At 46.9% G+C, this 24,831-nt stretch carries 24 protein-coding genes; 13 read left to right on the forward strand and 11 right to left on the reverse strand.

Annotated features, from left to right (window positions below; all coding sequences use genetic code 11):
* Positions 1 to 34: 34 nt before the first annotated feature.
* Positions 35 to 1,051, reverse strand: coding sequence for a LacI family DNA-binding transcriptional regulator (locus tag MHB72_RS19650; RefSeq protein ID WP_023857164.1), 1,017 nt, complete (start codon positions 1,049 to 1,051; stop codon positions 35 to 37).
* Positions 1,052 to 1,306: 255 nt separating this feature from the next.
* Here MHB72_RS19650 and kduI point away from each other — a divergent pair, with 255 nt between their 5' ends.
* Together kduI and kduD are read left to right on the forward strand one after the other, a co-directional pair.
* Positions 1,307 to 2,134, forward strand: a complete 828-nt coding sequence (gene kduI / locus MHB72_RS19655) for a 5-dehydro-4-deoxy-D-glucuronate isomerase (protein WP_020453163.1) — start codon at positions 1,307 to 1,309, stop codon at positions 2,132 to 2,134.
* Positions 2,135 to 2,149: 15 nt separating this feature from the next.
* On the forward strand, positions 2,150 to 2,914 hold the full coding sequence (kduD, locus tag MHB72_RS19660) for a 2-dehydro-3-deoxy-D-gluconate 5-dehydrogenase KduD (RefSeq protein ID WP_216919398.1): 765 nt from the start codon (positions 2,150 to 2,152) through the stop codon (positions 2,912 to 2,914).
* Between the two features lie 42 nt (positions 2,915 to 2,956).
* Here the strand turns inward: kduD and MHB72_RS19665 are convergent, their stop codons facing one another.
* Entirely contained in the window at positions 2,957 to 4,090 is a 1,134-nt protein-coding gene (locus MHB72_RS19665; RefSeq protein WP_023857162.1) for a zinc-dependent alcohol dehydrogenase, read from the reverse strand.
* 141 nt (positions 4,091 to 4,231) lie between these two features.
* On the opposite strand from MHB72_RS19665, the gene MHB72_RS19670 reads away from it, so the two are divergent.
* Positions 4,232 to 4,369: a hypothetical protein gene (locus MHB72_RS19670; RefSeq protein ID WP_023857161.1), complete on the forward strand. Its 138-nt coding sequence runs from the start codon at positions 4,232 to 4,234 to the stop codon at positions 4,367 to 4,369.
* 56 nt (positions 4,370 to 4,425) lie between these two features.
* Here MHB72_RS19670 and MHB72_RS19675 read toward each other — a convergent pair whose 3' ends face one another.
* Entirely contained in the window at positions 4,426 to 5,799 is a 1,374-nt protein-coding gene (locus tag MHB72_RS19675) for a sugar porter family MFS transporter (RefSeq protein WP_035337833.1), read from the reverse strand.
* 298 nt (positions 5,800 to 6,097) lie between these two features.
* Between MHB72_RS19675 and MHB72_RS19680 the strand changes: the two genes are divergently transcribed.
* Positions 6,098 to 7,054 carry an LCP family protein gene (locus tag MHB72_RS19680; RefSeq protein WP_020453167.1) on the forward strand — a complete coding sequence of 319 codons (957 nt, stop codon included), beginning with the start codon at positions 6,098 to 6,100 and terminating at the stop codon, positions 7,052 to 7,054.
* Between the two features lie 188 nt (positions 7,055 to 7,242).
* Positions 7,243 to 8,103: a Cof-type HAD-IIB family hydrolase gene (locus tag MHB72_RS19685; protein ID WP_065644241.1), complete on the forward strand. Its 861-nt coding sequence runs from the start codon at positions 7,243 to 7,245 to the stop codon at positions 8,101 to 8,103.
* Between the two features lie 38 nt (positions 8,104 to 8,141).
* On the opposite strand, the gene MHB72_RS19690 is transcribed toward MHB72_RS19685, so the two are convergent.
* From MHB72_RS19690 to pgsB, 5 genes are all read right to left on the reverse strand, one after another.
* The gene (locus MHB72_RS19690; protein WP_075212727.1) at positions 8,142 to 9,386 is read right to left on the reverse strand and encodes a C40 family peptidase; all 1,245 of its coding nucleotides are present in this window, start codon (positions 9,384 to 9,386) and stop codon (positions 8,142 to 8,144) included.
* Positions 9,387 to 9,830: 444 nt separating this feature from the next.
* Entirely contained in the window at positions 9,831 to 9,998 is a 168-nt protein-coding gene (locus MHB72_RS19695; RefSeq protein WP_096748356.1) for a hypothetical protein, read from the reverse strand.
* Positions 9,995 to 11,164 carry a CapA family protein gene (locus MHB72_RS19700; protein ID WP_216919396.1) on the reverse strand — a complete coding sequence of 390 codons (1,170 nt, stop codon included), beginning with the start codon at positions 11,162 to 11,164 and terminating at the stop codon, positions 9,995 to 9,997. Before MHB72_RS19700 ends, MHB72_RS19695 begins: the two co-directional genes overlap by 4 nt.
* A gap of 19 nt (positions 11,165 to 11,183) precedes the next feature.
* Entirely contained in the window at positions 11,184 to 11,633 is a 450-nt protein-coding gene (pgsC, locus tag MHB72_RS19705; protein WP_003185831.1) for a poly-gamma-glutamate biosynthesis protein PgsC, read from the reverse strand.
* Between the two features lie 15 nt (positions 11,634 to 11,648).
* Positions 11,649 to 12,830 carry a poly-gamma-glutamate synthase PgsB gene (gene pgsB, locus MHB72_RS19710; RefSeq protein WP_023857157.1) on the reverse strand — a complete coding sequence of 394 codons (1,182 nt, stop codon included), beginning with the start codon at positions 12,828 to 12,830 and terminating at the stop codon, positions 11,649 to 11,651.
* 819 nt (positions 12,831 to 13,649) lie between these two features.
* Between pgsB and MHB72_RS19715 the strand changes: the two genes are divergently transcribed.
* The 6 genes from MHB72_RS19715 to rbsB are packed head-to-tail and all read left to right on the forward strand — an operon-like array spanning position 13,650 to position 19,318.
* Positions 13,650 to 14,630, forward strand: coding sequence for a LacI family DNA-binding transcriptional regulator (locus MHB72_RS19715; protein WP_095291496.1), 981 nt, complete (start codon positions 13,650 to 13,652; stop codon positions 14,628 to 14,630).
* A 2-nt stretch (positions 14,631 to 14,632) separates the two neighbouring features.
* Complete coding sequence (gene rbsK / locus MHB72_RS19720) at positions 14,633 to 15,514, forward strand: ribokinase (RefSeq protein WP_216919394.1); 882 nt, start codon at positions 14,633 to 14,635, stop codon at positions 15,512 to 15,514.
* A complete protein-coding gene (gene rbsD, locus MHB72_RS19725) occupies positions 15,511 to 15,906 on the forward strand; it encodes a D-ribose pyranase (RefSeq protein ID WP_023857154.1) in 396 nt (131 codons plus the stop codon). Before rbsK ends, rbsD begins: the two co-directional genes overlap by 4 nt.
* 37 nt (positions 15,907 to 15,943) lie before the next feature.
* On the forward strand, positions 15,944 to 17,425 hold the full coding sequence (locus MHB72_RS19730; RefSeq protein WP_216919392.1) for a sugar ABC transporter ATP-binding protein: 1,482 nt from the start codon (positions 15,944 to 15,946) through the stop codon (positions 17,423 to 17,425).
* A 1-nt stretch (position 17,426) separates the two neighbouring features.
* Positions 17,427 to 18,389 (forward strand): ribose ABC transporter permease RbsC, encoded by a 963-nt coding sequence (gene rbsC / locus MHB72_RS19735; RefSeq protein ID WP_020453175.1) that lies wholly within the window; start codon positions 17,427 to 17,429, stop codon positions 18,387 to 18,389.
* Positions 18,390 to 18,403: 14 nt separating this feature from the next.
* Positions 18,404 to 19,318 carry a ribose ABC transporter substrate-binding protein RbsB gene (rbsB, locus tag MHB72_RS19740; RefSeq protein WP_216919390.1) on the forward strand — a complete coding sequence of 305 codons (915 nt, stop codon included), beginning with the start codon at positions 18,404 to 18,406 and terminating at the stop codon, positions 19,316 to 19,318.
* Positions 19,319 to 19,326: 8 nt separating this feature from the next.
* Here rbsB and MHB72_RS19745 read toward each other — a convergent pair whose 3' ends face one another.
* Positions 19,327 to 20,268, reverse strand: coding sequence for a LysR family transcriptional regulator (locus MHB72_RS19745; RefSeq protein WP_195536939.1), 942 nt, complete (start codon positions 20,266 to 20,268; stop codon positions 19,327 to 19,329).
* Between the two features lie 110 nt (positions 20,269 to 20,378).
* Here MHB72_RS19745 and MHB72_RS19750 point away from each other — a divergent pair, with 110 nt between their 5' ends.
* Positions 20,379 to 21,146 (forward strand): class I SAM-dependent methyltransferase, encoded by a 768-nt coding sequence (locus tag MHB72_RS19750; protein ID WP_033155066.1) that lies wholly within the window; start codon positions 20,379 to 20,381, stop codon positions 21,144 to 21,146.
* 88 nt (positions 21,147 to 21,234) lie between these two features.
* Here the strand turns inward: MHB72_RS19750 and budA are convergent, their stop codons facing one another.
* Together budA and alsS are read right to left on the reverse strand one after the other, a co-directional pair.
* On the reverse strand, positions 21,235 to 21,996 hold the full coding sequence (gene budA / locus MHB72_RS19755; protein WP_023857150.1) for an acetolactate decarboxylase: 762 nt from the start codon (positions 21,994 to 21,996) through the stop codon (positions 21,235 to 21,237).
* Positions 21,997 to 22,048: 52 nt separating this feature from the next.
* Positions 22,049 to 23,767: an acetolactate synthase AlsS gene (gene alsS / locus MHB72_RS19760; RefSeq protein WP_020453180.1), complete on the reverse strand. Its 1,719-nt coding sequence runs from the start codon at positions 23,765 to 23,767 to the stop codon at positions 22,049 to 22,051.
* 160 nt (positions 23,768 to 23,927) lie between these two features.
* Between alsS and alsR the strand changes: the two genes are divergently transcribed.
* The gene (alsR, locus tag MHB72_RS19765; RefSeq protein ID WP_023857148.1) at positions 23,928 to 24,806 is read left to right on the forward strand and encodes an acetoin biosynthesis transcriptional regulator AlsR; all 879 of its coding nucleotides are present in this window, start codon (positions 23,928 to 23,930) and stop codon (positions 24,804 to 24,806) included.
* Positions 24,807 to 24,831: the final 25 nt, after the last annotated feature.

Genomic DNA, 24,831 nt, shown 5'->3' on the forward strand with positions numbered 1-24,831 from the left:
TGTCGGGTGTATGAGTGTCTCCATTTGACGAGTTCTACAGCGACTGTCTGAGAACAAGCTCTGCCTCAAGCTGAATCGTCTGCGGTGCACTTTCATCTCCTTCAATCCGTTTGATGATCCGCTCCATGGCGGCTCTGCCCATTTCATGCGACGGCTGGGCGATGGTGGTAATGCCCGGACCGATCAATTTATACCATTCCGTATCATCAAATCCGGCAATTCCGACGTCTTCCGGAATCGAAATGCCAAGCTCATAAAGGCAGCTGATGATTTTCAGCATCAGAAGCCCGTTGTTTCCAAGAATGGCTTTTTTCCCTTCTTTCATTTCTAAAAAGCTTTTGACGGAATGTAAAAGAGATTCTTTGTCTTTGACATCTGCCTCATATACAAGGGGATTGCCGCCGGCATTGCGTTTAAGCGCGATTTCTGTATAGGCGGAAACCCTTTCCTCCCTTGGACTGATCCCTTTAATCGGCTCGGTAAACAGACCGACCTGGGCATAGCCTTTGTCATACATGAGATTGACGATTTGACTTGTCACTTCGCGGTTGTTCGTTGTAACTGCATCGATTTTGAGCCCGGGCACTTTCCGGTCAACGAGCACAATCGACACATCCTGGCTGATTAAATCCATGAGCACATCGTTATTTCTTCCCGTCGTATTAATAATCAGCCCTTCAATATAATGCGCGTTCAGCTTGTGCAGCATCTCCCGTTCTTTTTCAGGACTGTTGTCCGTGTTGCAGACCATGATGCTGTACCCGTACTGATCGCAAACCTCTTCCACCCCTCTCAAGGTGGCGACTGAAAACGGGTTTGTAATATCGGCGACCAAAAATCCGATAACCTTGCTTTTTTTCACCTTCAGCCCCTGTGCCATCTGACTGGGGCGGTAATTAAGCTCCTCGATCGCTTTTTTGATGCTTTTCACCTTTTTCGGTGAGATGGCATCAATCTTCCCGTTGATATAACGGGAAACCGTTGATTTTGATACACCTGCATGTGCGGCTACTTCGTTGATGGTTACTTTCGCTGTTTGCTTATCCCTCATTCAAGTACTCCTATGACCTTATGATTTGAAACCGATTTCAAAAACTTTATACCATCAGCATATCACATCATTTAAAATTTGGAAGAGTCTTTTTTAATATTTCAAGATTGACCTTGACAATATTCAGAAAAAAGTGAAAAGACTGTTGACGATTTCCATTATTTACTTTACAATTCATGTTTGAAACCGTTACCAAAAACTTTGGCCCCTTCATTCAAGTCAGTCTAAAAACGTCCAATTCAAGGAGGAGAAGGTATGGAAAATCGTTATTCTGTTCATCCTGAACAAGCGAAACGATTCACAACCGCAGAGCTTCGCGAGCATTTTTTAATAGAGTCATTGTTTGTTGAAAACAAACTGAACATGGTTTATTCGCATGAAGACAGAGTCGTGATCGGCGGGGCCGTTCCAGTGAAGGAATCCATTGCGCTCGATGCCGGCGATTTTTTAAAAACGGACTATTTTCTGGAACGGCGCGAAATCGGAATTGTAAATGTCGGAAAACCCGGTGCGGTCAAAGTCGGTGATGAAGAATACGTACTGGAGCACAAAGATTTTCTGTATATCGGCCTGGGAAATAAAGACGTTTCTTTCTCAAGCTTGAATGAAGGCGGAGCCAAATTTTATTTCATCTCAGCGACCGCACACCAAAAGTATCCGGTGCAAAAAGCTTCGCTTTCAGAGCTTCCATACGATCATTTAGGAGAAGAAGCCTCTTCAAATGTCCGCAATCTATACAAAGTGATTCATGCAGACGGCATTCAAAGCTGCCAGCTGATGATGGGCATTACATTTCTTGAACCCAATAACACATGGAACACGATGCCGGCGCATGTTCATGACCGGCGGATGGAAGCTTATCTGTATCTTGACCTTGCTGAAGATGCAAAGGTGTTTCATTTCATGGGCGAACCGACGGAGACAAGGCACCTCGTCGTCGGCAACGAACAGGCAGTCATTTCACCCGCGTGGTCTGTCCACTCGGGCTCCGGCACATCCAACTACTGCTTTATATGGGCGATGGCCGGAGAAAACTACACATTTAAGGACATGGATGCTGTCCCGATGAATGTCATACGGTAAGGGCGTGAACGTGAGATGGGATATCTTGAATCGTATTTTTCACTTGAAGGCAAAACCGCGCTTGTCACAGGCCCGGGAACTGGAATCGGCAAAGGAATTGCCGAAGCGCTGGCAAAAGCGGGAGCGGATATCATCGGCACTTCACATACGAGCGGGCTTGATGAAACAAAGCGGCTGATCGAAGAAACCGGTAGAACGTTTACGTCTTATCAGCTTGATATGGGCAGCCTTGACGAGGTTGAAATTTTTGCAAAAGAGGTGCTTGACCGTCATCAGATTGATATTCTCGTCAATAATGCCGGGACGATCCGCAGAGAAAAAGCGGCTGATTTTTCCCGGGAGAACTGGGAAGCGGTGATCAATGTCAATTTGAACAGCTTATTTTTGCTGACGCAGGCTGTCGGCCGGCAGATGATTGAGCGAAAGCAGGGGAAAATCATCAATATTGCCTCGCTTCTCTCATTTCAAGGAGGCATTCTCGTCCCTGCATATACGGCAAGCAAGCATGCAGTAGCCGGATTGACGAAGTCTTTTGCCAATGAATGGGCGGCGCACAATGTCCAGGTCAATGCAATTGCGCCGGGCTATATCGCAACGAACAATACAAAGCAGATCCGCGAGGACCAAAACCGCAATGCCGAAATCTTAAAACGGATTCCGGCCGAGCGCTGGGGTCAGCCGGATGACATTGCCGGAGCCGCCGTATTCCTTTCGGCGCCGGCATCCGATTATGTGAATGGACATGTGCTGGCGGTCGATGGCGGATGGCTGGCAAGATAATGCACGCAAAGGCTGCCGGTAGCTCGGCAGCCTTTATCATCGCTATGGCTTCAAAATCACTTTAATGCAATCATCTTCATGGCCGTTGAACAATTGGTAAGCGCGGCCGGCTTCTTCAAGCGGAAGCTGATGCGTAATGATTTCCTTCGGATCAAATTGATTCTCTTCGATCTTCTTGTAAATCTCAGGCATCAAATGGATAACCGGGGCCTGCCCCATTTTCAGTGTAACATTTCTGGAAAAGAACGCGCCGAGCGGAAACATATTATAATTGCTTCCATATACCCCCGTAATCTGTACGGTCCCACACTTTCTGACCGCCTTTGTAGAAATTTGAATCGGTCCGAGCGTGCCGCCCTGAAGCTTCAGTTTTTGCTCCAGGTACTCAAGCGGAGATTTTTTGCCGTCCATCCCCACGCAGTCGATCACGACATCCGCCCCGCCTTTTGTAATCTCCTTTAAATGCTCGCCCATGTCAGGATATTTTGTAAAGTCAAATACTTCGACGCGGTTTAACGCTTCAGCCTGCCTTAGGCGGTAGTCCAAGTAGTCTACTGCAATGACCCGCTTCGCCCCTTCCATCCAGGCAAACTTCTGCGCCATTAATCCGACCGGTCCGCAGCCGAGAACAATGACGGTGTCTCCCTTTTTAACGCCAGCGTGAAGCACGCTCCAATACGCGGTTGGCAGGACATCTGATAAAAACAGGAGCGACTCGTCCTCCATCTCGCATGATTCAGGGATGACAAACGGCGTGAAGTTGCCAAACGGCACTTTTAAATATTCGGCCTGTCCGCCAGGGTGGTTTCCGAACTTTTCCGAGTAGCCGAAATATCCGCCTGAATCATAATGGGGATTGGCATTATCACACTGGCTTTCCAGCTTGTTTTCGCAATAAAAGCAATGTCCGCATGCAACGGTAAACGGGATGACGACCCGGTCCCCTTTTTTCACTTTTGTTACATCAGGTCCTGTTTCTTCTACAATTCCCATCGGTTCATGGCCGAGCTGGAAGCCTTTCGGAAGAGGAAAATTCCCTTGATAAAGATGGAGGTCTGATCCGCAAATCGCCGTAGAAGTAATTCTGACAACGATATCATCGCTTCTTTCTATTTTGGCGTCCTCCACCTGGCTGACTTTAACATGCTGAGGCCCTTGAAACGTTACAGCTTTCAAATCGTCACACTCCCATTATCGTTCAGTTGACTTTAGTGTGAGATAAACCCGGGTTCTTATTCAGTTTTTTAAACAAACGTTTCATTAACCGTCATGCAGAGCGGTCATGATTCATACATAGAAGAAAACGGAGGTGTTGGGATGCTGCTGCAAATACTAGTCGGAGGGCTGGTTGTTTTCGTTATTTTCTTTCTCGTGTTTCGGGCGATCAGAACGGGTAATCTGCCGCGCCATGACGATTCGCAGCCAGAAGACGGAGAAAACAGAGATCAGCCATGATTGGCTTGGCTGGCCTCCTCACACAAAAAAGGATGGGGCCATGCCCATCCTTTTGCCTATCGTTCAACCGGCTGCGTGTCAGTTCCCGTGATTCCGCCGTGCCTGTCCCGTAAATCCTGCTCGATTTCTTCAAGGCTTTTGCCTTTTGTTTCTGTTACTTTAAAGAAAACGAACAGGAAGGCCGCGATTCCGATGGCCGCATAGCACAGGAACAGGTAACTGATGCCCATCGCTTCCATGAGGACCGGAAAACTTAATGTCACAATTAAGTTCCCTGCATGAAGCATTAAAGTCGATACTCCGGTTCCCACCCCTCTGACATGAAGGGGGAACAGCTCAGGCAGCACCACCCAGACGATCGGTCCCCAGCTGACGGCAAATACGACAATGAATACACCTAAACAGATGACAGTCGTCCATGCCGCACCAGTCGTATTGCCAAAAAAGATATTGGTGAAAGAAAGCACGATTAAACTGATGACCATGCCGGCATTTCCAAATAATAAAAGCGGCTTCCGGCCAATCCTGTCAATAAAGCGGATCGCCACAAGCGTCATCAGAACATTGATCATACCGATGCCGACTGTCCCCAAAATGGCCGCCGAATCTTCAAATCCGACATTCGTAAACGTTTTTGGGGCATAGTAAATAATCGTGTTGGTTCCGATAAATTGCTGGAGAAACGCCAGTCCGACCCCTGCGATTAACGCCGGGCGCACCCACGGTTCCAGCAGCTCTTTCAAGCCCCCCTGCTCCTGCTTTTCCGCTTCCTTAATTTCTTTGATTTCCTGATCGACCTGCTTTCCTCCCCTCATCTTGGACAAAACCCGTCGCGCTTTCTCTTCTTTTCCTTTTGTTAAGAGCCAGCGTGGGCTTTCCGGCATGAAAAAGATACCGATTAAAAGGCCGATTGACGGAATAAGAGCCAAGCCCAGCATCCAGCGCCATGCACCTGCATCACTAAATGCATAATTGATCAAATAAGAGACCAGAATCCCGATCGTAATCATCAGCTGATTTAATGAAGAAAGCGCGCCCCTAGATTCCTTCGGCGCAAGCTCTGAAAGGTACAAAGGAACAATGGTCGTTGAACAGCCAACCGCAAGGCCGAGCACGATCCTGAAAACCACCATATATTCCGTGCTTGGCGCCAGGGCCGTTCCGATCCCCCCAATGCAATACAGCACAGCCGCTGACATAATCGCCCTTCTTCTCCCGAAGCGGTCTGTCAGCCTGCCGGACAAACCCGATCCGAAAATCGCCCCGATTAAAATTGCGCTGACAACCAGCCCTTCTGTAAAGGCATTGAGCCCAAGCTCATCTTTCATAAATAAAATCGCCCCGGAAATGACGCCCGTATCATAACCGTAGAGCACACCGCCCAAGGCTCCAAAAAAATAAAGCCAGGCATTCGATCTTTTTCCCTTCATCAGTATATCCTCCTAACAAGGCTTGTCTTTTATAATCTTTAACCTTGTCTTGCTTTCTTCAAACCTAAGAAACTCGGAGTACCATTAAAAGGAATTTAAAAATATGAAACATTTTATCTGTTTCATCGTCTTATTTAAGGCGGCAAAATGATCAGATCCCGCGGAATTTCCAGAGAATCCCCATATGCAAAACAGCAAATATCTTGTAAAATCCAAGATTGGGAAACCATTTTTTTATCAAAATTTAGACTTATTCAACAATTTTACGTTTTAATATAAATAAAAGAGGAGCTTATACATGCTACGATCGCAACGAACGAAGAAAAAGAGACTAAGAAAATGGGTGAAATACTCATTGTTTTTCATTGCTTTAATCCTGACGGCGACAGCAGCCGCAGGCGGCTATGCGTACTACAAAGTGGCGAACGCCTCCAAAGATGCGCAAGTCACCCTTTCCAGAGGAGAACAGTCCGTCAAGCGGATTAAAGAGTTCAATCCTAAAAAAGATAACTTCTCCATCCTGTTGATGGGGATTGACGCCCGTCCCGGACAAAGCATGGACAAAGAACGAAGCGATGCGATGGTTCTCGCCACGTTCAACAGAAAAAATAAATCAGTGAAACTATTAAGCATCCCGCGGGATTCCTATGTTAACATCCCTGGACGCGGCTTTGATAAAATCACGCATGCCCACTCATTAGGCGGGCGCGACCTCAGTACAGAAACCGTCGAAAACCTGCTCGACATTCCGGTTGATTACGTCATGGAAGCCAATTTTTCAGCTTTCAAAGAAGTAGTTGACGAGCTCGGCGGTGTACCGATCACAATCAAAGAGGACTATATTGTCCGGCAGATTAAAAAGGATACGAAAGGCAAAGTCAATCTCCAAACAGGTGAGCAAACGCTAAACGGAGAAGAGGCCCTTGCTTATGTAAGAACGAGAAAAGCCGATACGGATTTGAAGCGCGGCGATCGCCAGATGGAAGTCATCAAATCGATTATCAACAAATCCAAATCGCTTACTGCCATTCCGGCTTACGACGATATCCTTGATACAGTCGGAAAGAACGTATCAATGAACTTGTCGCTGAATGATGCAATCGGGCTGATCCCGTTTATGACGTCCATTCAAACGATCGATACCCTTCAATTGAAAGGGAGCGATTATCAACCGGGCAAAGTCTACTATTTCCAGCTTGACCAGGAAAATCTCAACGAAATCAAGCAGGAATTAAAACAGCAGCTGGATGTATAATTAGAAAAAGGATGAAGATGATTCATCCTTTTTCTCTTTAATGAAACTCAAGATTTACTATTGAAAAAATCTAAATTTAGGTTTAGCCTTTTACATAACATGTCCTTTTAGGGAATACTGCCGAAGAGAGCTGTTTTTCGCCTCCCGAAAAACGGCAAACTGCTCTTACAGGAGGTTATCTTTACATAATGAGGTTAATTGCGATCGATTTAGACGGGACTCTTTTAAATACCGAAAGCCAAATATCCGCAGAAAACCGGGCCGCTATCAAAAAGGCGCTCATCTCAGACTGCATCGTAACCATTTGCACGGGACGGGCCACCTTTGACGTCAAAGCGCTTCTGAACGATTTGGATATTCCGATTATCGCCGCAAACGGGGGAACAGTTCACGATTTCAACTATAAACTCCTAAGCAGAACGTTAATGGACAAGGAAGCCGGAAAAAAGGCCGCCCAATACTTAACAGATCATCAAATCTATTTTGAGGTTTATACGGACGATGCGCTGCTTTCTCCTTATGACGGAGAGCAGAAGCTTGAAGCAGAGCTCGATATCGTCACAAGCGCCAACCCTGATGAAGACAGGGATACGCTTTGGCAGGGCGCACTGACTCAGTTTAAACAATTCGGCATCAAACCCGTCCCCGACATTCGCGAGGTTTTTAACGGAGACGAACATATTTATAAGCTGTTGTGCTTCTCATTTGATATGGAAAAACTGAAAAAAGCAAAAGAAGACCTTTCAGCCTTTCCAAAATTGGGACTCACATCTTCCGGAAGACATATCATCGAGATTCTGCCTGATGAATCCGGCAAAGGCCGCGCTTTAAAAGAGCTGGCCCGTCACTATGGAATCGAGAAAAAAGACATCTACGCGATCGGCGACAGCCCGAACGACCTGTCAATGTTTGAGGAAGCCGGCCATCGGATCGCGATGGGCAATGCAATCGATGAGCTGAAGCATATCAGCACGTTTATCACGAAAAGCAATGACGAAAACGGCGTCGCTTATTTCATTAATAAACTGCTGGAAAATGAATATCAATAATTAGAAAACCGCTCGAAGATGACTCGAGCGGTTTTCTGCTACTTAATTCTGACGCTTCCGGCGTATTTCTCTTTCCAATAGGCGCTCGTCTCCATATCTGCTGTTGTCACACCGGCAGACAAAGTGACAAGAACGACCTGGCCATTTCCGATATAGATGGCGGGATTCAGAACAGTGGTTCCTTTAAAGAACACGATGTCTCCAGGCTCCAGCTCCTTTTTTGTGATTTTCTTACCTGTACTGTATTGTTTATCAGCGTACCGCGGAAGTTCCACTCCTGCCGCCGTTTTATAGACATATTGGATAAAACCCGCCGTATCAAAGCCTTCTTTAGGCGATGTGCCGCCTTTTTGATAACCGACTTCGCCGATATGCCTGATCGCTTCAGATACAATCGGATTTTTCGGCAGGGACATGTTGTCAAAACGTCTGACTCCTGTGAACTTCTTCTGCCAGTAGGAAGCCGACAAGTAAGAGATCGTCACTTTATTTGAACGGCTCGCATGGATAAACCGGCCGCCCCCGGCATAGATGGCGTTATGGGATATTCCCGGTTTGTACGTATTGCTGAAAAACAAAACATCACCCGGCCGGATATCTTCAAGCTTCACCTTTTGACCGACCGCCCATTGCTGTTCCGCCGATCTTGGCAAATAAACACCGAGCACCTCTCTGAAAACGTATTGGGTCAGTCCTGAACAGTCAAACCCGAGATCCGGAGAGTTTCCTCCAAATACATATGGAACACCGACATAGCTCTTCGCTTTTTGAACGACCGGGTCCATAGAAATCTTAGGCTCTTTTGTGATCCTTTTCGCTTTAAGATACCCCGAGCTCCAGTAAGAACTGCCTTCGAGCTTTGTCACGACAACTCCGTTTGATTTTGTGCTGTGGATGATTTGATCATTTCCCATGTAGATGGCGACATGAGTCGGTCCGTCCGATTCCAGCTCGGCATTCTTGAAAAAGACAAGATCCCCCTTTTCGAGCTGCTGACGGCTGACGCTGCTTCCAAGGGTCGATTGCTCCTTTACCGTTCTCGGGAGCGTAATATCGAGCGATTGAAACACATATTGTACAAAGCCTGACGAGTCAAACCCCGTTTTCGGCTTCTCTCCGCCGTAGCTGTATTTCGCACCCTCAAGATGTCTGGCGGTTTCTGCTATTTTCTCGCCGATCGTATCGGCGTATACGTCATTGTGATTCGTTAAAAATAAAGACATCAAAAACACCGCAATTCCACAAAACAAAACCAACTTTTTGTTTGCCGCTTTTTTTATCAATTGTTCTGTTCCTCCTCTTCTTTCCTCTTTCATCGTCATTCAATTGAGATATTTGAAGGACTTTTTTTGCGTGTACAGCAGCATCATACGAGAAGAAACGCGCAGCACAGCATGATCAGCTTTTTCACCTAAGCGCGGATTAAATGGATGAAGGGAAATATTCTAAAGAGGTCATGAACATGAGTTGCAGTTCCCATTCCGAATTGGTCAGGTGATGCATGTTTGAAGCTTAGTCGAAATTTGTCAGTTTTTATTCCCTTCAAAAGAATACAATAAACACGAACCCCAAAACCATGTATATATACTCCTGATTTTCTATAAAACTTTATACACTGACCGATTAAGAAAATTGTCGTGTTTCCCAGCCGCTTTTCACAGGTCTTTTATAACCGGAATCAGCACACGCAAAAAGAGAGTGCCGGCGGCACTCTCTTTTCTGCACTGTTATTGTTGGTTTTCTGTTGTTTGATCCTGCTGATTCACTTTTTGGATTTCCGTTGAGATTTTAGCTTTTTCATCGTTTGACAATTCATCAGAATACTTGAAAGCAGACATGAATGCAATGATCAACACTAAACCTACGAACGGCCAAATGGCTCTGGCAAATTTCATTTGTTCACCACTCCGTTTTTGTTATTCTTCAGTTTGTCCGCATGATCGACTTCAAACGTCAATTTTCCGTTCTCTTCTTTCCAGTCAAGGTTTGTTCCTTTTGTCAATTGACGGAAGATCGCTTTTCGTTTTAAGAAATCGCTTTTGCCTAAAGACGTCGGCGTTGCTTCACGAATGTTGAGAGGTGTTACCTCAAAGCGCCCTTTGCCGTCATTCATTAAATGGTATTGTACAAGCGCGCTGTCCCGTGTTCTTGACCAGCCCTGATCAAACACAAAGTTACCGAGGCTGTAGAAAATCACAGTACCGTTATACACTTCAATCGGTTCGAGAACATGGGGGTGAGCGCCGATGATGACATCTGCTCCGGCATCCGCAATCGCTTTGGCCAGATCCTTCTGTCTGTCGTTCGGTTCATTGTCATATTCTTGTCCCCAGTGCACATGAACAAGGACAAGATCCGCCTTTTTGGATGCTTCCGCGATCATTGGAATAAAGATTTTCGGGCTGAGCGGCAGCACTCCGCCTCTGTTCTTTTTGGCTGTAAAGTTCTTCGTGTAGACGTCTGTAAAACCGAGCGTTGCGATTTTAACACCGTTCACATCCTGATAGGATACGTGCTGTTTCGCGTCTTTGAGATTATTCCCTGCTCCGACAAGCTCCAAGTCCTCATTTGAGAATTTATTCAGTGTATCCTTCAAACCGTCTTCCCCGTAGTCCATCGCATGGTTGTTGGCAAAGTTCAGTACGCTGAAGTTCAGCTTTTTCAATGTTTCGACTGATTCTTGATTCGTTTGCAGATGGATGTTCTTTTCTGCCTCTTGATAGTCCTTTGCATTGGTTACAGGGTTTTCAAAGTTTCCTGTGATAAAATCTGACACATTAAAGTATGGCTTCACATTTTTGAAGACACTTTCCGAACCGTGCAAGTTTGTCACTTTTTCTACGTTTCTTCCCATCATGATATCGCCCACAAAAGTAGCTGTAAGCTTGGCATCTTCTTTTTTGTCCATTTGCGAAGGAGTTTTGGCGCTTCCGACCCAAGTAAAGACAAACATTAAACAGAAAATAACGGGCAATACGATAAAGACGTGCTTGTTTGTTTTCTTTTTCTCCTGCTTCGTCAGCTTCAGCAGTTTTTCCTGAAAGTTCAGTTGTTTTTTCATCGATTTGACACACCTAACTTTAGATTAGATAGTAAGCATACATAATGACGAATGTTGCTCCGCTCAATAAAAGCGTACTTCCAAGCGTAATCGTTAATCCCTGTCTTTGAATGGTATTCGCGATCAGCCCCGGCACAATAATTCCGATTCCCCTGAATTCGGCAATCTCAAACGGCATCACCGGATATATAAAATCAAAACCGATTTTCAAAAGAATTCCCGTTATCAACATCGCTGCGAATTTTCTGCGTCCGTATAGAATCATAATTTTGGAAAGTCCGAATTTCACGATGACATACGTCAGCAAACTGACAAAAAGAACGAGTAACATGAAAATCGGCTGATTGAACACAAGTCCCAAATAACCCGGTACGACGAGGCCGGCTGGTACAATTCCCGTTTTCTCTGCAAAAATCAAACTGAGTAAGACTCCTAAAATGAGGGCGATATATAAATCTGATCCAAACATTGTGTTTTCTTCCTCCTAGCTAACGAGCTGCTTAATCTTGTAATCTTGTATTTTTTCAATGAGAGGCTCCGCTGCTCCGTGGATATTTCCGACTCCGTAAATGACGCGGCCCTCAAGCTTGTTTTTCAGCATGAACATGATTTCTTCCGTTGATTTGTGCTCAAAATCAAACAGCTTGTCCGCAGGAATTTTGCCTGCTTCATATGCTTTGACGATCGGCTCTGTTGTTTCTCCAATCAGCACAAGTTCACTTGCTTCAATATAAGGAAGGACATCATCCGCAAACTGCTGTGTTCTGTCTACCCTGTCGGCGCGGCAGTTCATAATGACGATCGGCTGATCCGTAGGATAGCCTATTTCTTTTACACGCTTCCATATGTTTAAAGTGGAAGCTGCGTCATTGGCCGCAAAACCGTTGACGAAATGTCCGGGATTTTTGGCGTTCATCAGCGGCAGAATTCTCATGGCTCCCGGATCAGGCGGCGCATTCAGCATGCCTTTAAAAGCGGTTTCTTCGTCAATGCCCAACGCTTGAGCCACACCGAGCGCAAGAGACGCATTATCAGGGAATACCATGTACTCAAACTGTCTGAGGTATTCATCTGTTATTTTAGAATTGTCTGCGACGATGACTTTTGTATTCCTTTCTTTTGCAATCTGCTTAAAGAAATCGGTATACTCACTATCAGTGATAACTAAATGTCCATTATAAGGAATGGTTGCTGTAAAAGCTTCTGCAATTTCATCCAAAGTCGGTCCCATCACATCCATGTGATCTTCCAGCACGTTCACGATCACGCCGATATTAGCCTGAAGCAATTCTTCCTGAAAGATGATTTGGTAATCAGGGTTAACGGCCATACACTCACTGACAATCGCATTGGCCCCTCTTTCCACCGTTTCTTTCATAACCTCTTTCTGTTCTCCGATATTCGGACCTTGAGGTTTCCTTTTGATCGGTTTCTCTTCCGGTGTGTCCCAATAAATCATCCTTGCGTCTGTCCCGGTTGTTTTTCCTACTGTTTTGTAGCCTGCCTCGATTAATATCCCTGTTGTTAATCTTGTCACCGTGGACTTTCCGCGTATCCCGTTGATGTTCACTCGGACAGGCAGCGCATCGATGTTTTGCTGGTGGCGCCTTTTTTCATAAATGCCGATCCCAACAACGATTACACAGGCTAATAGCATTACCCACATTGTTTGTCTACATCTCCTTCTTGGAATCTGATATGTAAATTCATTCATCAGTATATAGGTTCACTATGAAATCACAATCGGCATTATGTAACAGAAGACGACGAAATTTTCCGTGACAAAGATCACCTCGTCCGAGTCAATAATGCCTATCTTTTTATTGATATTTTTGGCAATCGAAAGTTCTTAATTCCTATCAGTTTTTTGTCAGCGTTTTAAGTATGCGCTTTCAAAATTCGACATTATGATTTTTGTACTTTTCTCCCTATTTCTGATGAAAGATTGAAGGATGAATTCAGGGTCTCTTTTTCCCCCGGATGAAATCCCCTAGAAATGGGCTGTCAACCGGGATATCCCTTTTATTTTTGTATTTTCGCTCTTTTCCAACAGGTTAAAAAGTCACCAATGTGCCCTCTTCAAAACAAATACGTCCTATGACAATCAGATTACCTATTAAAAAATGAAAATCTTTATTAGCATAAAGCGGGATTCATTAACAAATCCAAATTTTTTGTGAGCCGTTCGATTCACCTTGTTTCTTCAGATTTTAGGTTAAAATCCTAAGATTTAAAAAGCCATTAATTTTTTTCAACGATAATTCATCAAACTTTAACATTTTTAATTTTTCTTACTATTCTCATTGTTACTGTATTCGCCAATTTATGCCGAATGAAGGTTATTTTCTATTCAACACAACTGTATATGTCTCTATATCCCAACCCGGCTAAAAATTTCAGTGCCGGGCCTTTTTTTATTGAGATTTTAAAAGGATCATGATAATCTTTATGTAAACGGTTACACAAATGGAAAGGAGAAGTCTTTTTGGCTACGATTAAAGACGTCGCACTTGCTGCAAAAGTATCTGTCGCTACGGTTTCCCGGGTATTAAATGAGACGGGATACGTCCATGAAGACACGAGGACACGCGTGTTAAAAGCGATGGAAGAATTGAATTACCACCCGAATGAAGTAGCCAGGTCTCTCTATAAAAGGGAGTCCAGACTGATCGGACTGCTCCTGCCGGATATCACAAACCCGTTCTTTCCTCAGCTTGCGCGCGGCGTTGAAGATGAAATCCACCGCCTCGGCTTTCGGCTCATCTTCGGAAACAGCGATGAAAATTTGGAAAAAGAGCTTGATTATTTGCAGACGTTTAAACAAAATCATGTGGTCGGAGTCATTTCAGCGACCAATTATCCGGATGCGCCAAATTATCAAGACTTGTCCATGCCGATCGTCTTCCTTGACCGGACGGGCGAGAATGCGCCGGCTGTATTCGCGGACAGCCGCGAAGGCGGCAGAATCGCAGCGGCTGAAATGATCAGGAGAAACGCGAAACGAATTACGCTGATTAAAGGACCGGCCCACCTTCAGACTGCAAGAGACCGTTTCAACGGAGCGCTGGAGATGCTGAGCGGGGCCGATATCGATTTTCATGTTATGAAAACCGAGACGTTTTCATTTCCGGAAGCTCAAAAACGGGCAGCAGAGCTGTTTGCCACTTATCCGGAAACAGACGGCGTAATCGCAAGCAATGATATTGTGGCGACAGCCGTTTTGCATGAAGCCTTAAAACGGAAGATCAAAGTTCCCGACGAACTGCAGATTATCGGCTTTGATGACATTCCGCAAAGCGAATTGCTTTTCCCCTCTTTATCAACGATCAGGCAGCCCGCCTATGAAATGGGAAAAGAAGCGGCAAAACTGCTGCTGAAATTAATGAAAAATGAATATATTGAACAATCGGCAGTGCAGATGCCGGTTGCCTTTATTGAAAGACAAACGACAAGAAAGGCGGAATGACAATGAGTAAAATATGCGTGATTGGCAGCTCTTCGATGGATTTAGTCGTGACATCTCCCAAGCGGCCGGCTGCCGGAGAAACGGTGCTTGGCGAATCTTTTAAAACGGTTCCGGGCGGAAAGGGCGCCAACCAGGCAGTCGCTGCGGCCCGGCTTGGTGCAGAGGTCCATATGATCGGCTGCGTCGGCGATGATCATTACGGAAAAGCCATCCTCGACAATTTTCAAGCGAACGGTGTTTTGACAGACTATGTGGAACCGGTTACAGGTCAGGAAAGCGGCACCGCACATATCGTTCTCGCAGACGGCGACAACAGTATTATCGTCGTCAAGGGGGCAAATGACCATGTCACACCTGAATACGTTCAAAAAGCGCTGCCTGCGATTAAACAGGCAGACATCGTTCTGATTCAGCAGGAGATTCCGGAAGAAACCATCGATTATGTCAGCGGACTGTGCAGCTCACTCGGCATTCCTCTCCTGCTGAATCCGGCACCAGCCCGTCCGCTTTGCCCGGAAACGGTCGAACATGCGGCCTACATCACACCAAACGAGCATGAAGCTTCGGTACTGTTTCAGGGCATGTCCCGGGAGGAAGCGTTAAAGCGCTATCCGGAGAAGCTGTTCATCACAGAAGGAAAAAACGGGGTCCGCTATCACAATGGTCTGGAAGAAAGGGTCGTTCCTTCATTCCCTGTCAATGCGATTGATACGACGGGAGCCGGAGACACCTTCAATGCGGGGTTGGCCGTTGCGCTTTCCGAAGGACAAAGCATCGAATCTGCCTTGCGCTTTGCGAACCGGGCGGCTTCCCTCTCGGTTTTGAAATTCGGCGCGCAAGGCGGCATGCCGAAACGCGATGAAGTGGAGCGTGAATTGTCATGAAAAAACACGGGATTTTAAACAGCCATATCGCAAAATTACTGGCCGATCTCGGGCATACCGACACCGTCGTCATCGCGGATGCCGGCCTGCCCGTTCCTCCCGGCGTCCCCAAAATCGATCTTGCACTGACATTGGGTACGCCCGGATTTCAAGAGGTCACAAAGCTCATCGCTGATGAAATGGCCGTCGAAAAAGTGACGGCAGCCGAAGAAATAGAAAGCGTCAATCCTGATCAAGCCGCGTTTTTAAAAGCGGAATTTTCAAACCAAAAAATTGACTATATTCCCCACGAAGCATTCAAAAAAGCGACGAGCCATGCAAAAGCGGTCATTCGCACAGGGGAAGCAACACCTTATGCAAATTGCATCTTGCACGCGGGAGTGATCTTTTAGATGTTTACATTCTACATCTGGAAAGAAGGGATAGCCCATGCATATTAAAATGAAGGACATTTATAAAGCTTTTGGCCAAAACCAGGTGCTGTCCGGCGTTACTTTCGAACTTCAGGAAGGTGAAGTCCACGCTTTAATGGGAGAAAACGGCGCCGGAAAGTCGACACTCATGAATCTGTTGACTGGACTTCACAGGCTGGACAGCGGAACGATCGAGATCGACGGAAAAGAAATGTATTTTTCAGATCCAAAAAAAGCCGAACAGAACGGCATCGCCTTTATCCATCAGGAGCTGAACATTTGGCCTGAAATGACCGTTTTGGAAAATTTGTTTATCGGCAGAGAGCTTTCTTCCAAACTTGGATTTTTAAATAACAAGAAAATGAAAGCGCTAGCAAAAGAGCAGCTTGAAAGACTTGGAGTCTCGATTTCTCTTGAAAAAGAAGCCGGAGACTGTTCTGTCGGACAGCAGCAAATGATCGAAATCGCAAAAGCCCTTATGACAGACGCGAAAGTGATCATCATGGATGAACCGACGGCAGCGTTGACAGAAAGAGAAATTGAAAAACTGTTCGGCGTCATTAGAGCATTAAAGAAAAACGGCGTCTCCATCGTCTATATATCCCACCGCATGGAAGAAATCTTCACGATTTGCGACCGGATCACGGTGATGCGCGACGGAAAAACAGTCGACACGAAACGGATTCCCGACACCGACTTTCATGAAGTGGTGAAAAAGATGGTCGGACGGGAGCTGACCGAACGCTATCCTGAAAGACAGCCAAATCCGGGACGCGTCGTTCTCGAAGTCAAGCAGGCATCCAAAAAAGGCGTCTTCCAAAATATCAGCTTTACCGTCCGCTCCGGTGAAATCGTCGGGATTTCAGGACTGATGGGTGCCGGGCGCACCGAGCTGATGAGGGCGGTTTTCGGGCTCGATCCGCTTGATTCGGGAGACATTTTCATCGAAGGCAAAAAAGCGACGCTCAAAAAACCGAGCGACGCCGTTGAAAAAGGAATCGGTTTTATTACTGAGAACCGCAAGGATGAAGGACTTGTGCTCGACACGTCCATCAGGGAAAATATCGCCCTTCCGAATCTCGCCAGCTTTTCACCGAAAGGATGGATCGACAAAAAAAGCGAGCAGGAATTTGTCGACCTTCTGATCAAGCGGCTGACGATCAAAACGGAATCGCCGGAAACCCACGCGCGAAACCTTTCAGGAGGGAACCAGCAAAAAGTGGTCATCGCCAAATGGATCGGAATCGGTCCTAAAGTGCTGATTTTGGATGAGCCGACGCGAGGCGTCGATGTCGGCGCGAAAAGGGAGATTTATCAGCTGATGAACGAGCTGACAGACCGCGGCGTCGCGATCGTCATGGTCTCTTCAGAGCTGCCCGAGATTCTCGGGATGAGCGACCGCGTCCTTGTGATCCATGAAGGAACGCTAAGCGGTGAGCTATCAAGAAATGATGCCACGCAAGAACGAATTATGACACTCGCTACAGGAGGGCGGTAACATGAAAACTCAACCGGCTGTGAAAAAAAGCCTTAATGTCGATTCTGTAATGCAAAAGCTCGGTCCGTTTCTCGGCCTGATTATTCTCGTCGTCATCGTATCAGTATTAAACCCGAGCTTTTTAGAACCGTTAAATATTTTAAACTTGTTAAGACAAGTCGCTATTAATGCGCTGATCGCGTTCGGCATGACCTTTGTCATTTTGACCGGCGGCATCGACCTTTCCGTCGGAGCGATTTTGGCGCTGTCGAGCGCATTGATCGCCGGCATGATCGCCGGCGGCATCGATCCTGTTTTTGCCGTCATCATCGGCTGCCTAATCGGAGCCCTGCTCGGCTTGGTCAACGGGCTGTTAATCACGAAGGGCAAAATGGCCCCGTTCATCGCAACACTTGCGACAATGACGATTTTCCGCGGATTGACGATGGTTTACACAGACGGCAATCCGATTACAGGGCTCGGCAATCACTACGGCTTCCAGCTTTTCGGACGCGGCTACTTTTTAGGCATCCCCGTCCCTGCGATAACTATGGCGGCCGCCTTTATCATCCTCTGGGTGATCCTTCACAAAACACCTTTCGGCCGCCGCACGTATGCAATCGGCGGAAATGAAAAAGCGGCCCTGATCTCGGGCATTAAAGTTCCGCGCGTCAAAATGATGATTTATTCTCTTGCCGGCCTATTATCCGCGTTGGCTGGAGCCATCTTGACGTCACGGCTAAACTCAGCCCAGCCGACGGCAGGCACTTCCTATGAACTCGACGCCATTGCCGCGGTTGTATTAGGCGGTACAAGCCTTGCCGGAGGAAGAGGACGAATTGCCGGCACACTCATCGGCGTTCTGATCATCGGAACGTTGAACAACGGCTTGAACCTACTTGGCGTCTCTTCCTTTTTCCAAATGGTCGTCAAAGGTGTCGTCATTTTGATCGCAGTCCTGCTGGACCGCAAGAAATCCGCTTAAGGAGGGCTATACTGATGAAAAAAACATTAACGGTTTTCACCGCATTGGCGCTTCTGTTTCTGTCCGCCTGCTCGCTGGAGCCGCCGGAATGGGCAAAGCCAAATAAAGAAAAAGGAACGGATATCAAAATCGGTTTATCTGTCTCGACTTTGAAAAACCCGTTTTTCGTTTCATTAAAAAACGGAGTTGTCAAAGAAGCCAAAAAACAAGGGATTGAAGTGATTGTCGTCGATGCACAGGATGATTCAGCAAAGCAGACGAATGATGTCGAAGATCTTCTGCAGCAAGGCGTTGACGCTTTATTGATCAATCCGGCCGACTCCTCCGCCATCTCAACGGCAGTCCAATCGGCCAATTCGCTTGGCATCCCGGTCGTCACCCTTGACCGCTCCGCCGAAAACGGAAAAGTAGAAACGCTCGTCGCTTCAGATAACGTAAAAGGCGGGCAAATGGCAGCAGACTTTATCGTACAGCAGCTCGGCAAAGGCGCAAAAGTGGCTGAACTTGAAGGCGTCCCCGGCGCATCGGCAACAAGGGAACGGGGCTCAGGGTTTCATAAGACCGCTGACGACCAGCTGAATGTGATCGCCAAGCAAACAGCCGACTTTGACCGGACAAAAGGGTTGAACGTCATGGAGAACCTTCTTCAAGGAAATCCTGATATTCAAGCGGTTTTCGCCCATAATGACGAAATGGCGCTCGGCGCGATTGAAGCGATCAGAAGCTCAGGGAAAGAGATTCTTGTCGTCGGCTTCGACGGCAATGAAGATGCGGTTAAAGCGGTTAAGGCCGGAGACATGTCGGCCACGATCGCCCAGCAGCCTGAATTGATCGGCAAGCTCGCCGTACAAGCGGCCCGCGATATTTTGAACGGTAAAAAAGTTGAAAAAACGATACCCGCACCGCTCAAACTGGAAACGAAAAAGTAACGACAAAATCAGACCTCTTCATACATGGAGGTCTGATTTTTTTTGGCCATCTCCATAAACGCTTTTGCCGCCCGGCTCAAATAGCATGTTTCCGAATAAGCAAACACAAGCGTCCGGGACGGATCGGATTGTAAAGGAACATAGACGATTCTGTCAGACTCTTTTCGCATGACCATCCGGGGCACGACCGTGACCCCCATTCCGTGTTCAACGAGAGATTGGGCGGTTTCAATGCTGCTTGTTTTGAAGGTCACTTTCGGTTGAAACCCTTCCTCCGCACATAAATCGAGTACCATTCTACGGAAGCCGTAGCCTTCTTTTAATAAAATAAACGGCACATCCTCGACAGTTTTCAAAGCAAGAGGGGAATTTTCGGGATTCGACCGGACCGAATCAATGAGCTTCCGCAATTGGCCGGTCATCCAGCTCTCCCTTTCATTTGGAATCGCCAAAAAAAGCGGCTCGGTCAGTATCGGCCGGATCGCGAGCCTGTCATTTTCAATCGGCAAAGGGAGAATCGACAGATCCACCGCTCCGTTTTCCGTCATGTTTTCCAATGCCGCCGGCGAATCTTCTATCAGCTGAACCTGTACGTTCAGATGCTTTTTCAGAAAGGCTTTCAGGAGCGGCGGAAGAAGATATCCTCCCGTGACAGCGGGAACGCCGATCGATAATTCCGTCCCTATTTCCTCGAGCTGATCGCGCATTTCACACAGCAGTTCATCTCTTGACCGCAAAATATCCTGTGCTTTTCGGATGAAGCGCATCCCTTGAGGAGTCGGCGAGACCCCCTCTCTGTTTCTGTAAAACAGCGGAAAGCCAAGCTCGCTTTCCAGCTTTTTTATTTGCTGGCTCAGTGAAGGCTGAGCGATATGCAGGCTGGCAGCCGCCTTTGTAAAACTGCCTTTTTTGAAAATCTCTGCCGCGTATTCAAAAAGCCTCATATCCAATTCCCGCACCCCCATAGTTTCCGCCTATCATTTTCATACATTTTATATCTTAGACTGATGGCTGTCGACTCCCCTAATATAAATACATAACCGATAGGAGGATGATACAAATGAAAACTAGCGCGCAACGGCAATTTTCAAAAAACCCGGAGCAATATCGCGATGAGCCGCTGTTCTCATCGGGAAAAGATCTTGATGCCATGGTCAGCTGCCGAAATCTGACCGGCGGTGAAACCCTGCTTGATATCGGAACCGGAGCGGGACATACGGCCATTGCCTTTTCGCCTTTTGTCAAACATTGCACAGGAATCGATATTACAGAAAAAATGGTTCAAACCGCCGCTCAATTTGCCGAACAGAAAAATGCTGAAAATGTGGTTTTTCTTCAAGGCGATGCAGCACAATTGGATTTTGCAAGCGAGTCTTTTGATATTGTCACATGCCGGTATGCAGCCCACCATTTTCCGGAGATCAGCCGGTCCATCCAGGAAATAGCGCGCGTCTTGAAAAAAGGCGGCTCCTTTCTCCTCATCGATCATTGTGCGCCGGAGGACGAAGCTTTAGACCGATTTATAAATCGGCTCAATCAATTGAGAGACCCGTCACACGTAAGGGAATATTCAGAGAACGAATGGCAGAAGCTGTTTGAAGAGAACGGACTCGATTTTGCCGTCCTGGAGAGATGGAATCTTCCGATCGATTACGAGAGCTGGCTTCGAAGAGGCGCCGTGCCCGAACAAAGAAAGGCAGCCATCCATGCCCATTTGTCAGAACCGTCCCAGTCTTGCCGTGACATGTTTAACATCGTCCACGATGAAAACGGGCATCCGGTGTCTTTTTGTCTGAAAGCGGTTTTGATTGCCGGAATGAAAGCATAAGCTAAACGGCCCGCCGGATTCCGGACTTTTTCGCAACCGAATTTTTAAAGAAGAAAAAGCCCCCTTTTTAAAGAGGGGGCTTTTTCATTTACTCGGGATTGCCTTCGGCCGCTTCAATTCCGGCTGCAAGATCATGTTTATTGAGATCCGCTTTAAAGAAATCTTGCGTATTCGGCAATCTGAGATTCATATTAAGTTTTTGAGAAATTTGTACCGTGCATTCTTCGATTTCATAATCGAAAACGTGTCCGCCGACATTGCGGTCTTCATCAATAAAGTGAAGATGGAAGCCGGAAACTGCGATTCCGTTGGCATATTGCGGCGTCCAAAAGCCGACGATCGTCCCTTTAATATCATTAAAATCAAAGATTGGCTGCGATTTTACCGCATCGACCATCGGCACGTACGGTTTTTCCTGCAGTTCAACCGTTCTCGTTTTGACTTTCTTAAAGATTCCGTCCATGCGGATCGCGTAAAACAGGTTTTCACTCGGCATGATCCGTTTCATTTCTTCCTCGAACGCCTTAAGCGGCATCCGCTGCTTGATTTCGTGATAAATATCTGGCCGGAAGAAAGCGAGCGAGCAAAACGGAGAACAATCGCTTCCTTGAACAGGATAGGCTTTGCCATCGGAACGAAGACGGTAAAACTCACCGTCAAAACCGATCAGCTCACCGTCGAGCCGATTGAACGTTCCGATTCCGAAGTCTCCGTGATCCTTTGCTTCAGACATGTAAAAATCCCCGTCATAAATTCCGTCCAATAACGATATCATCGTTGAGACCTGAAAGACCTGGTCAAGGTTCTTGTCAACGGGCTGAACCACTTTTTGTTTGCTTGCACTTTTCATTTTCCTCGTTTCACTCCCTTGATTTTGTTTGTTATGACTGGACTTGCTGTGATCAAGATTGCTTAGAGGCTTGTTTACTAAAATGTTCCTCAAAGTTTTTTGGAAAACGCTGATCAGCCAAATGAACGTTGTCGCTGTAATCAACCGGAATATCAATGACAACCGGACCCTCTGCATCAAGACCAGCTTTAAGCACCTCTGCCAATTCGTCAGGCGAATTGACCCTTAAACCTTTTGCTCCAAAGCTTTCAGCATATTTTACAATATCGATTCCGCCGAAGTCGACTCCGGACGTCCGCTTGTATTTCATCTCCTGCTGGAACGCAACCATATCGTATGTGCTGTCATTCCAGACAATGTGAACGATCGGCGCTTTCAATCTGACCGCTGTCTCAAGCTCCATCGCGGAGAACAGGAAGCCTCCGTCCCCGGAAACAGACACGACTTTCTGTCCCGGATTGACCAGTGTTGCTGCGATCGCCCACGGCAAAGCAACGCCCAGCGTCTGCATGCCGTTTGAAGTCAGCAGTCCATACGGACGGTATGTGCGGAAATATCTCGACATCCAAATCGCATGGGAGCCGATGTCGCAAGTCACTGTTATGTCATCACTCAGCAAATCACGCAAATCGCGAACGATTTGCAACGGATGAACAAGATCCGTTTTTGTTTCTTTAGGGGGCTCGCTTTGCTCCTCCAGCGCTTTCTTCAAATAATCAAGCACAGGTGCAAATGATTCATCGATGGAAACCGGCAAAGAATCATGTTCAATATGGTTTAATGTCTCTGCGATATCACCGATCAGCTCAATTTCAGGCTGATAGTCATGATCGATATCGGCTTGTATTTCATCAAGATGAATCACACTGCGCTCGCCTTTTCCGTTCCAAAAGACGGGGTCGTATTCAATCGGATCATAGCCGACTGTCAAAACGAGATCCGCTTTTTCCAACAAAATATCTCCGGGCTGATTGCGGAATAATCCGATCCGGCCGAAGTACTGGTCTTCCAAATCGTGAGACAGCGTACCCGCTGCTTGGTATGTTTCAACGAACGGCAGTTTCACTTTTCTCAGCAGACGGCGGACCGCTTCAATCGCTTCAGGTCTTCCGCCTTTCATCCCTACAAGCACGACGGGAAGGTTCGCATTGTGTATTTTGGCGATAGCCGCGCTGATTAGTTCATCCGGAGCCGCGCCGAGCTTCGGCGCCGGCATGGTTTTCACCGGCTTGGCAGTTGCCGGACCGGCCGTAACGTCCTGCGGAAAGCTGAGAAACGCTGCCCCGGCCTGTCCGGAAGCTGCCGCTCTGAATGCATTGGTTACCGCCTCAGGGATGTTGTTCGCATCTTCCACTTCTGCGCTATATTTTGTAATCGGCTGAAACAACGCCGCATTATCCATCGATTGATGAGTTCTTTTGAGACGATCCGCTCTTTTTACAGCACCCGCCAGGGCAACAACCGGATCTCCTTCTGTATTGGCTGTTACAAGACCGGTCGCTAAATTAGACGCTCCCGGACCCGAAGTCACCAGGCAAACACCGGGCTTTCCAGTCAATCGTCCGACTGCCGCCGCCATAAATGCTGCATTCTGCTCGTGACGACAAACAATCAGTTCAGGCCCCTTGTCTTTCAATACGTCATACACCGCATCGATTTTCGCTCCCGGAATACCGAAAACATGAGTGACACCTTGCTGAATGAGACTATCCACCACAAGCTCTGCTCCTCTTACAGTAAGAGTTTCATTTTTAGCGGCTACATTTTTCAAAGCCCTCACTCCTCCATTTTCATTCGTTTACAATGAATTTTTAATAAAATTATTGTATTATTAAATATACATCTTGTGGAAATTGTTTTCCAATACTTCTTTGTCTTACAATTAATATGTAAAACGACTGAAATCGCATTCAGAAAGGAATGAGTGAATAATGGAGCTGCGCCATCTTCGTTATTTTATGGTTGTTGCCGAAGAACTGCATTTCGGAAAAGCAGCTCTTCGGCTGAACATGACTCAGCCTCCGCTCAGCCAGCAGATTAAACAGCTAGAAAGTGAAATAGGCGTCACCTTGCTGAAGAGGTCAAAAAGAGCCGTCAGGCTGACGGCGGCAGGCGGGGTCTTTTTAAAACAAATCAAGGAAGGACTTTCCCAGATTGATCAAGCCGTCGACATGGCTCAGCGGACGGCCCGCGGGGAGCTGGGCAGACTCGTGATCGGCTTTGTCGGCTCCGCCACATACGAGATCATGCCTCCCATCATCAGAGAATACCGAAACCGGTACCCGTCCGTCCAGATTGATCTTCGGGAGCTTTCAACCCCCAATCAGGTCAATGCACTGCTAAACGGACACATTGACATCGGAGTGCTGCATCCCCCGTTGGGAAACGACGAGCTAAAGTCATACACAGTGAAGAAAAGCCACTGTGTCCTTGCACTTCCGAAACACCACCCGCTGTCAGAAAAACCCCGGGTACATTTGAAAGATCTTGAAGACGAATCGCTGATCGTCATTGCCAAAGAAGCGTGGCCCTCTTTATACACGGAATTTAATTTCTTGTGTGAAAAAGCCGGGTTTATCCCCAACATCGCCCAGGAAGCTACAGAATACCAAATGGTGATCGGCCTCGTGACAGCCGGAATGGGAATCGCCGTTGTGCCTACAGCGGCTAAACGATTATTTAACCTCGATGTTGTATACAAAGAAATCGAAGACTTTCCCCTTCGCGCAGAATGGATTACCGCACATCGAAAAGACAACCGCAATCCGGCGCTTAAGCATTTCATCGAAATCTCGGATCAATACTCATAGCCGGATAGAAAAAAACCCGCGGACA

This window comes from Bacillus sp. FSL K6-1284, from assembly GCF_038002625.1.
Lineage (GTDB): Bacteria > Bacillota > Bacilli > Bacillales > Bacillaceae > Bacillus > Bacillus paralicheniformis.